The organism is Anaerophaga thermohalophila str. Valhall (assembly GCF_000250735.1).
GTDB classification, from domain to species: Bacteria; Bacteroidota; Bacteroidia; order Bacteroidales; family Marinilabiliaceae; genus Anaerophaga; species Anaerophaga thermohalophila_A.
This window is the reverse complement of sequence record NZ_AHZV01000222.1, coordinates 1-7,140: the sequence shown is the minus strand read 5'-3', so window position 1 is coordinate 7,140 and position 7,140 is coordinate 1. Positions and strand designations below refer to the sequence as shown.

Sequence of the window (7,140 nt, the reverse complement as noted above, 5' to 3'; positions counted from 1 at the left end):
TCATCGTAAATGAGTAATTTTCGGACGAGCGTAACACAGTAAATGGCACTTTATGGACGGAAACTAAATATTCAGCCACTTTATGGTGGATTGAGCGGTAATTTGCAGATTAACAAGATCAGCGTTTTGCAGTAATAGTAACCCTGGTGAGCATCCAGGTTCCAGGCGTCCCAGTTCAGGACGTCGGGCTGCCTGGGCAGCTTCCGCTGTTGCTGCTGACAGGATTTCGCACAAAGAAATATTTTTATTGTGCAATAAAACCTTTTTGATTTTTTCAAATTGTGAAAGGCGGTTGTCGTTTCCCAGGTCGGGAAATACTTGCGGTCGCGGGTATTTTAGGCGGTTGGGGACTATAATCGGGGATTGCCTGGATTTTGAACACGGGGTTGCTGAAGCTCCGGGAATGCCTAAAAGAATGGTTCCGTTACGAAAATGAAAATGAATATTTTCCAAAGTTTCCGGGAGTTGGGCCGATGGATATTCCCACCATATATCTACGAAGGCAGGCAGTAATATCCCCGAATTGAACCGTACACTATGTTGTTCTTTGAAACGGTCTTCATGCCACTCGGTTTTCATGATCAATCCGTCTTTTCTGATGGTTATCACCGGCCATTTGAGCAGCTTGCCCCCGGGCGTAAGCATATAATGTGCGGCAAATTTATCGAAGATCATGTCTTTCCGGGGATGGTTTCAGTGGTTTCATTTCAGGAGATTTGCTCATGTTTTTTCTCACCAAATGTTCCAGCCTGATGTTGCTGAATTCAACCGAAGTGACTAAAGATGTGTCATGATCAAACAAAAAGCCCGATATTTCAACCAGTGGTGTTACAGAATCAATATTCATGTGAAGTGTTATCGGGTTGTTCTTAAAAGTCTTCGTAATATCATGCGACACGGTATCGGCAGTAGAGTCGGCATATTGTGTAATTACTATTGTTTTGCCTTCGCGTGAAAGGTCCTCCCTGAGGAATTTGTAAACAGCCGATAACCTTATTTGTCCACCGGTTATTGAATCGACTTCTATTTTAAAAGGCAATCGGTGATTGACAGTGTCATCAGGTGTTACAGCCATAATCCGTTCATCATCCCATAAATCCCGAATGACGGGGGTAGTATCCTTTTTTTCCTCTTCTGCCTGGATTTGCCGGTTAACTTCGGCCTCATGCTCACTTAGCAATACAATTACTTTGTCGTATACTTTCTGAAAATGGTAGGGATGAGCTGAATACCAATCACGAATGGTGTCAAATTCTTCGGTCGAAAGATCATACTCAGACAGCACCTTACGATAGTATCCCGGAATTTCGTCATCCGCCAATTGATCGTTTACACTTCTTCTGCCATGTGTGATGATGCTCTCAACTACATACAAATCGGCCAGAATTTGGGCCATTTCATCCTCGTCGGGAAATTCCTTCGGAACTTTTTCCCTTGGGCTGCAGGATATAACAACAAGTAACAGAATTATATGAGTCAGTATATTTCGCATGTTGGTTTGTGTTTTCAGATCAGTCAATTAATAGATCATTAGATTTTTAGATATAAGATAATCCATATAATTTTGACAATAGATCGTCAGATTTTTAGATTTAAGATACAAGATGATTCGTATCTCGTTGAAAATATGCATTTTATCAAAACAAACCCCGTGAATATTTCCAGTTGAATCTAAAGCGTTTTACAAAAGCATAACGGACTTTTGTTTGAAATATCGCATTTTAATAAGAACAAAATTTTTTACTTCTACCTTCTGCCTTCTACCTTCTGCCTGTTGGATACTTATATCTAAAAATCTGATGATCTATTGTTTAACAATTATCTAACAATGATTTCTGCTATACGTGATGCGGCTTTTCCATCCCAAAGTTCAGGAATTCTTCCCTGTTTAGCCCTGCCTGCGATGCAATCGTTAATGATTGATCCGGCCAGTTTAAGATCATTTCCTGCCAGGTAATTGGTGCCGGATTCGAGGGTTACAGGTCGCTCCGTATTGTTGCGGAGTGTAATGCAAGGAACGCCCCGCCACGTAGTTTCTTCCTGAACGCCTCCACTATCGGTTATCACAAATTGTGCCGATTTTAACAGCTTCTGAAAATCGATATAACGAAGGGGTGATATCATTTTTAAATTGGAATGATTATTCTGAATCGCTGTATTTTCTGCGAACATCTTCTCTAACCTTTTACCGGTTCGCGGATGAACAGGAAATACAACAGGAATATTATTGGCTGTTTCCTGGAGCCAGCTTATTAGTTCCTTCAATCGTGAAGTAGAATCCACATTGGATGGACGGTGCAAAGTAACAAGTCCAAACTTATGCTCCTGTACTCCAATGTTTTCCAGTATTCTTGAATGATCGATGCGGCTGTTGATGCTTATCAGACTGTCTATCATTACATTGCCGATAAAATGTATTTTTTCCCCGTCAATGCCTTCATGTTTGAGGTTGGTTAATCCTGAAGGTTCGGAAACAAAGAGAAGATCGGAAACAGAGTCGGTTACAATTCTGTTGATCTCTTCAGGCATTGAACGGTCAAAACTCCGCAGTCCCGCCTCAACATGAGAAGTGCGTATTCCCCTTTTGACAGCCACCAGCGCACAGGCCACGGTTGAATTTACATCGCCTGTAACAATTACATCATGAGGCATTTCGTGGTCCAGCACTTTATCGAAATGTTCCATTATCTTCCCGGTTTGTTCGGCATGAGAACCCCCGTTGATGTTAAGATTATAATGCGGTACAGGAAGTTTCAGGTCGTCAAAAAAGAAACGGCTCATGGCCTCATCAAAATGTTGTCCTGTGTGTACAATCTTCACATCAATATTATCATACCCGGAGAGAGCATGCCACAGTGGTGCAATTTTTACAAAATTGGGACGGGCACCGGCAACAAGAACAATTTTTTGCATAAGCAGAGTCTTTTATTTCCCGTCTCCACGGATCATTGTCCGGATGGTTTTCAGAAAAATGATAAAATCAAGTTTCAGGGACCAGTTGTCGATGTACTCAAGGTCCATTTTCATCCATTCGTCGAACGGAATATTGTTACGTCCGGATACCTGCCAGATACAGGTGATGCCGGGTTTCATGGAAAGGCGCCTAAGTTGCCATCTTTCGTATTGGCGCACTTCATCCGGGAGTGGGGGCCTGGGCCCGATAACTGACATGTCGCCGATGAGAACATTAAAAAACTGTGGCAGTTCATCCAGACTTGTTTTTCTCAGGAATCGTCCTACTCTTGTAATGCGTGGATCGTTGGTCATTTTGAAAACCGGTCCGTCCATTTCATTCTGTTGCATCAGTTTTTCTTTCAGTTCTTCTGCATTGGTTACCATTGTCCGGAATTTATACACGATAAATTTTCTGCCACGCAGTCCTACTCTTTTCTGTTTGAAGAAGACGGGGCCTTTGGAATCGATCTTAATAGCAAGTGCCAGTAAAACATAAACCGGGGACAATACGATAACAACAAAAGCCGAAAACAAGAAGTCGAATGCATCTTTAACGCGTAGTTCGAGATAATTGAGCGGTGTGTTGGATATGGTCAGCATGGGAGTTGTGCCGAAATAATGAAGGTGGGTTTTGTTGGTAAGCATATTGAAAAACGAAGAGTACATTCTGAAAACGACACCCACTTCGGAAGTGAGTTGCAACAGTCTTTCGATCTCTCTGATGGTGGGCGTCTCTTTGCAATAAATGATCTCGTCGATGGTTTTATCTCTGAGCAATTGTTCTATATCGGTGTCTTCAGGAAGAAAAGGGGCGATGGCTCCAAATTCTTGTTCCAGTTCTTCATTTCCTATAATGGCTGATACCCGGTACCCCCACTCTTTCATTTTAACCATTTGCCGCAAAAAGGATCTGGCCGTGTGGTCACCAATAACAACCACGTTGAGTGTGTTAAACCCTTTGGAACGCGCCCCTTTCATAAAGGAATAGTTGAGCACTTTAATGCCAAAGGTGAGCATCAGGTTGATCCCTCCAAACATCAATAGCCGTGAAAAATCGATGGAATAAAGGTCCAGTACCCAAACAAAAAGAATTAAAGCGGAGGTGCCAACTACCGCAAGACTTATACATCCAAAAAGAACCATGGAATAGGGACGCGACCTGTAAAGTTGGTTTAGCCGGAAAGCCCTGGCAAAAGTGTACCAGAAAAAAATGAGGAGAAAATGAATAATTATGGAATCCTTATTGGTCAGAGGTTCAAGATACCCCTGTTCAATATATACCGCCAGGTTGTAACTGATAATCGCGATCAGTACGTCAACAATGGCCAGAAATCGGTTGACTACTTTGGCTTTTTCTCTTAACATATCCACTCTTTATGAAGCGAACCAAATTTATGTTTTTTTGTATTTTTTCACAACTCCCGGAGGATGATATAAAGCATCTTTAGAAATTGTAGCGTAGTCCTGCTTTAAGTCCGGTTGAATGATAAATTTCACCGCCATCATAGGCGACGGCTAAATTTATATTCAGATTGGTATTTTGAGGTGCCCAGTTGAACTGCAGCATGGTATACCACTGGTCTCTTCCGTCTTTGAACCAGTAATTTTCTGTCTCTTCCCATGTGTACCGTCCGGGATATTGTTCAAAATAAGTGCCGAAATTGCGTATCCAGGTAATTTTGGTTTGCCAGGTCAGTTGAGTTCCGGCGTTTCCTTTGGCTCCAAGGTGAAGGCCCTTGTATCTGTCGTTTTTTATATTCACATTGCTATGGAATTCCATATCGGGACGGACGGCCTCTAACTGTTTTTCGGTTAAGTTGAAAGGACTTCCCATAATATGACCTTTGTAGCTCCATCCCGTAGGATACATCCCGTTGTTCATGTAACCGTCGCGACCGCCGAAGTCATTGCCATGGTTGACTTCTTTTTTTAGTACATTAATTATTTCTTCTTCCGTCCAGTTTTCTTTATCTATACCAAACAAATCAAGCATATCTTCACTGTCGAGATTACTGTAATGAAGGAAGTGTCCGTCATTCATATCTCGCGGGATTCCCGGATCAGGCATTCCGTTGCCGCTCTGATAGGTAGTTTGCAACCATTCGATAGTCAGGTTGCTAAGCCATGGAACTTTTTCCGGCTTCCAATCGATACCCAGTATATGGTCGGGATTTCCCTGCCAGAAAAGACTTCCCGAACCATCAGAAAAAGGAATCTGGTAATAAAAATGAAATTCTGCATTTGAGGTTTTCAGATATGCACCAAAGTCATAAAGCCCCATGTGTGCTCCTGCAGCGTTTGTAGCATCGCCACCGCCTATTTTTTCGCTTCCTTTTCCGAAAAAGGTAGCCCAGAAATCGACCGGAATATCGGTTCCGTCAATACGTTTTCCACCCATCAGGGCTGAGTGATTCAATCCACCATAGGGTTGCCACTTCCCGAGTTTAATTCGCAGGTAAGCATATTTCTCATGGAGCAGAACATCACTGCCATACTGTTGATCCGGGAGCCAGCCCTGGGAAATTCCGCCACGTACTTCAAAGAGATTGTTTGTAAACGAAACCGGGGTGTATTCAAAAAGCTCAAAAGTTATACGAGGTACAGGGCGATAATTGTCGCCGTAAATATAACTTCCCGATCCCTGATTGGGGGCAGTAAATATTGGATCGAAAACATGTTTCCCGGCAGAGAGGCTCCAGTTGTGCCATTGTACCCCAATCATTCCTGTGTGCAGGTACGTGTCACTATATCCGGTAGTGTGGTTACCTTCTGCTTCTGCTTTCAATCGCCAATTATTTTTCAGATGCCAGTTTATTCCGGCAGAAGCGGCTATCAACGACTGACTGCCTGCATAGTTATGCCAACGCCCGCTGTTAAGAGCTACCATCCATAGCGGGGGCAATTCTCCGTTGTGTACTATCGTTTCGGCTGATGTTTTTCCTTCAATATGCAGGGAATCTTGCTGCGCAGATATCTTGATCAGGAAAAAATGAGCGATTAGGGAAATAACCAGGATTAATCGTTTTGTTTGTTGACCGGTCATGGAGCAAGGGGGTTAAATTTTTTGCGAAGATACTTTTAATTTATGAAATTCCCATAAAAAAAGGGCCACTTGTTCACGTTTGAACAAATGCCCCTTTATTGTCCTATTTTTTAATTTTAAACCAATAACCATACATGGGAAAAGCATGCCAAAAGCTGAAACAGGCATGAAATTTAAGGATTTTTAAATTTTTCAATATGTAATATGCTGGTATAAAGGGCAGTGGTTGATTGATTTCATGAATTTCTAAATCCCGTAAGTGTACGATTGTGAACAGCCGGTGTCCGAATTCGGAGTGAATGAAGCAGGCTTGGGCAGAGGGGAAAGAGCAGAGGGCATAGGGCATGGAGTAATTGTAGAAAGGTGAGAAGTTAGAAGGATAGAATTTTCAATGACCAATGACCAATAGAGGTTAAGGTTGAGGTCGAGGTTGAGGTTAAGGTTGAGGTTAAGGTTAAGGTTAAGGTTGAGTAAGGTTAAGAATTATGGCCTGCTGAAAAACAATTAAAAGATTAATAATAAATTAATTATAGCCAATAATATCATTCAAAGTGCAAGGTTTTCAGGTAAATCTTTCAAAAAGTCTGCACCTGTGATGATTCATTGTCGAAATATCACTGTTCAAAAGAATATATTTAGTGCGTGTCTATAAACTCGCAAAATTTTTTCACAATATGTGTGTCTGTTCAGAAAGTGCCAGTTGCAAGGCTTGCGAAGCCGCCAAAAACGGAGTTTACTTTTCGTAAATGAGTATTTTGGCGGCGAGTGTAACACAGCAAATGGTACTTTATGGACAGACACTATTTAGGCTTAAGGACTTTCCCTGGTTAAAAGGCGCGGTGGCCTGTCCGTTTTCCGGGCCGGCGGATAGCGGGAAGCCAAAATGGGCGACTTTAATACGGATAAAAATTTCTTTTTAAGGTCGTATTGAACTCGCAAATATTTCCAATAGAAAGTCTTTATGCTGGTTTGAGAAATTACAGCTATGCTCTCGTTTCAAGGCCTTGCGCAATGGCCGGAAATTTTGGCTTTCGCGGGCGGATAGGTTTAAACGGACCAGACTTTTTTCGTTCTTTTTGGGGCAATGCCAAAAAGGACAATAAAATATAAATTTAAAATAGGGCTGCTGACTTATTCAGCAG

General features: G+C 42.1%; 5 protein-coding genes. All 5 read right to left on the bottom strand.

Translation table 11 applies throughout. The features are described from left to right. Positions 1–63 precede the first annotated feature (63 nt). On the bottom strand, positions 64–675 hold the full coding sequence (locus tag OQ5_RS0112140) for a hypothetical protein (RefSeq protein ID WP_016777749.1): 612 nt from the start codon (positions 673–675) through the stop codon (positions 64–66). Continuing rightward, positions 662–1,492 carry a DUF4296 domain-containing protein gene (locus tag OQ5_RS0112135; RefSeq protein WP_044107833.1) on the bottom strand — a complete coding sequence of 277 codons (831 nt, stop codon included), beginning with the start codon at positions 1,490–1,492 and terminating at the stop codon, positions 662–664. The genes OQ5_RS0112140 and OQ5_RS0112135 overlap by 14 nt, the downstream gene beginning before the upstream one ends. Before the next feature lie 326 nt (positions 1,493–1,818). Beyond that, positions 1,819–2,913: a non-hydrolyzing UDP-N-acetylglucosamine 2-epimerase gene (wecB, locus tag OQ5_RS0112130; protein WP_016777747.1), complete on the bottom strand. Its 1,095-nt coding sequence runs from the start codon at positions 2,911–2,913 to the stop codon at positions 1,819–1,821. A gap of 12 nt (positions 2,914–2,925) precedes the next feature. Beyond that, positions 2,926–4,320 (bottom strand): sugar transferase, encoded by a 1,395-nt coding sequence (locus tag OQ5_RS0112125; RefSeq protein ID WP_016777746.1) that lies wholly within the window; start codon positions 4,318–4,320, stop codon positions 2,926–2,928. Between the two features lie 79 nt (positions 4,321–4,399). Continuing rightward, positions 4,400–5,998 (bottom strand): capsule assembly Wzi family protein, encoded by a 1,599-nt coding sequence (locus OQ5_RS0112120; protein ID WP_016777745.1) that lies wholly within the window; start codon positions 5,996–5,998, stop codon positions 4,400–4,402. Between the last annotated feature and the right edge of the window lie 1,142 nt (positions 5,999–7,140).